At 64.6% G+C, this 1670-nt stretch carries 3 protein-coding genes; 1 reads left to right on the top strand and 2 read right to left on the bottom strand.

Features of this window, described 5'->3' with window-relative positions; translation table 11 throughout:
• Positions 1-83: 83 nt before the first annotated feature.
• Entirely contained in the window at positions 84-254 is a 171-nt protein-coding gene (locus ASC99_RS41540; RefSeq protein WP_235502717.1) for a hypothetical protein, read from the bottom strand.
• 18 nt (positions 255-272) lie between these two features.
• Here ASC99_RS41540 and ASC99_RS33425 point away from each other — a divergent pair, with 18 nt between their 5' ends.
• On the top strand, positions 273-1109 hold the full coding sequence (locus ASC99_RS33425) for a TniB family NTP-binding protein (protein ID WP_235502718.1): 837 nt from the start codon (positions 273-275) through the stop codon (positions 1107-1109).
• 215 nt (positions 1110-1324) lie between these two features.
• On the opposite strand, the gene ASC99_RS33420 is transcribed toward ASC99_RS33425, so the two are convergent.
• The coding region (locus ASC99_RS33420) for a dihydrofolate reductase family protein (RefSeq protein ID WP_162257952.1) at positions 1325-1670 on the bottom strand (346 nt) is incomplete at its 5' end.

The following is a 1670-nucleotide window of genomic DNA, read 5'->3' as shown; positions in this document are numbered from 1 at the left end:
GGACCAGTCACGCCCTCCCAGCAACGTCAGTTACTCACTCAGGGTCACCTGGCCCCCCTCCCCACCTGCGAGAACGGCCTAACTCACTGGCATTGCAGGTGGGAGGCACCCTTTTGCTGTCGTGGCGTCAGTTCACAATCCCAGCTGAATACATGAGGCCAATCGGGCAGCGGGCCGAACGGCGGGATCAGCAGTTCGGCAGTGAACGCGGCGTGCAGGTGGGCTGTTGCGTGGTTCCAGGGGCCGTAGGCCATGTCCTCGATCCTGACGCGGTGGCTGATGATCCGCTGTATTCGCAGGTCGGCGGTGAAGGGAAGCTCGCTTGGTCTGCCCCGCAGCCACTCGACGGCTCTTCGCGGCGGGGTGTCTCTGAGACCCACACCATCGACTACACCCCGGTCGTCTACGTCAACATCCCCTCCCAGGCCACTCCCAAGGACCTATCCGTGGCCCTCGCGGACTACATGGGCATGCCGTACCGGACCGGCGCCACCAAGAGCGCCATCACCAACCGTCTCCTGGCCGAGATGGACCGCTGCGGTGTCCAGCTGGTGATCATCGACGACGCGCACTTCATGGACCTCTCGCTCAAGGAAGGCAAGGTCGTCAACGACCACCTGAAGTACATCGCCAACCACACCGCCGCGACGTTCATCTACACCGGCGTCGACCTGAAGCACTCCGGCCTGTTCCTCGAAGGCACCGGCGGCTCCCGCGTCACCCAGACATCAGGCCGCAACGCGCTGATCCACATGCAGCCCTTCACCTTCGCCACCCTTGAGGACAAGCAGGACTGGGTCAGCGTGATCAGCGCCATGGAAGACGCCCTCGTCCTCTACCGCCACAAGCCAGGCTCCCTCAAGCGCGACTGGAAGTACCTCCGCCAGCGCACCGAGGGCAACATCAGCTCCCTCGCCGAGCTCATCCGCGAATCCGCCGCCGAAGCTGTTATGACCGGCACCGAGGCGATCACCCGGACGGTCATGAACCGCATCGAAATCAACGAACACGCCCAGACCGCCTACAACAGCACGCCCCACCAGGAACCCGAACCCCCGGCAACACCCCAGCAGCAGCACCCGGACGAGGACGAACGCGAGGCCAGCTGACCCGGAGAACCGCACTGCCCCTCCCCGCGCTGGAGCACGCTCCGTAACTGCCACCCAGCGCAGACCAGAGCGAAGACGTCCACACTGCACTCTTCCGTGCGCCAGCAGCGCGAAAAATCACCGCCCAGAAGAGTGCAGTCCCCAGCTCACAGACATGCCGACTGCACTCTTTGGTGCCGCTCGACAGGAGTGTTGTGTACGTCGGGCTCGCCCGGTCAGCGGACGACGTCGAAGACGTTCTTCTGCAGACCGTTGGCGTAGACCTCGTGCTCGACCAGCTTCAGCTTCTGGGTGTCCTTGTCCGTGGTGCTGAACAGGCGCTTGCCCGCGCCGAGCAGCAGCGGGAAGACCAGCAGGTGGTAACGGTCGATCAGGCCGGCGTCCGAGAGGGCGTGGTTCAGCGTGGCGCTGCCGTGGACGATGATCGGGCCGCCCTCGGTCTCCTTCAGTGCGGCGACCTCCTCGAGCGAGCGCAGGATCGTGGTCTCGCCCCAGTTCGACACCAGGTCGTCCTCGGTGAGGGTGGTGGAGACGACGTACTTCGGCATCACCTTGTAGTCG

This window comes from Kitasatospora sp. Root107, from assembly GCF_001424875.1.
Taxonomy (GTDB): domain Bacteria; phylum Actinomycetota; class Actinomycetes; order Streptomycetales; family Streptomycetaceae; genus Kitasatospora.
The sequence above is the reverse complement of the archived record's forward strand: the minus strand, read 5'-3'. Positions and strand labels throughout refer to the sequence as shown.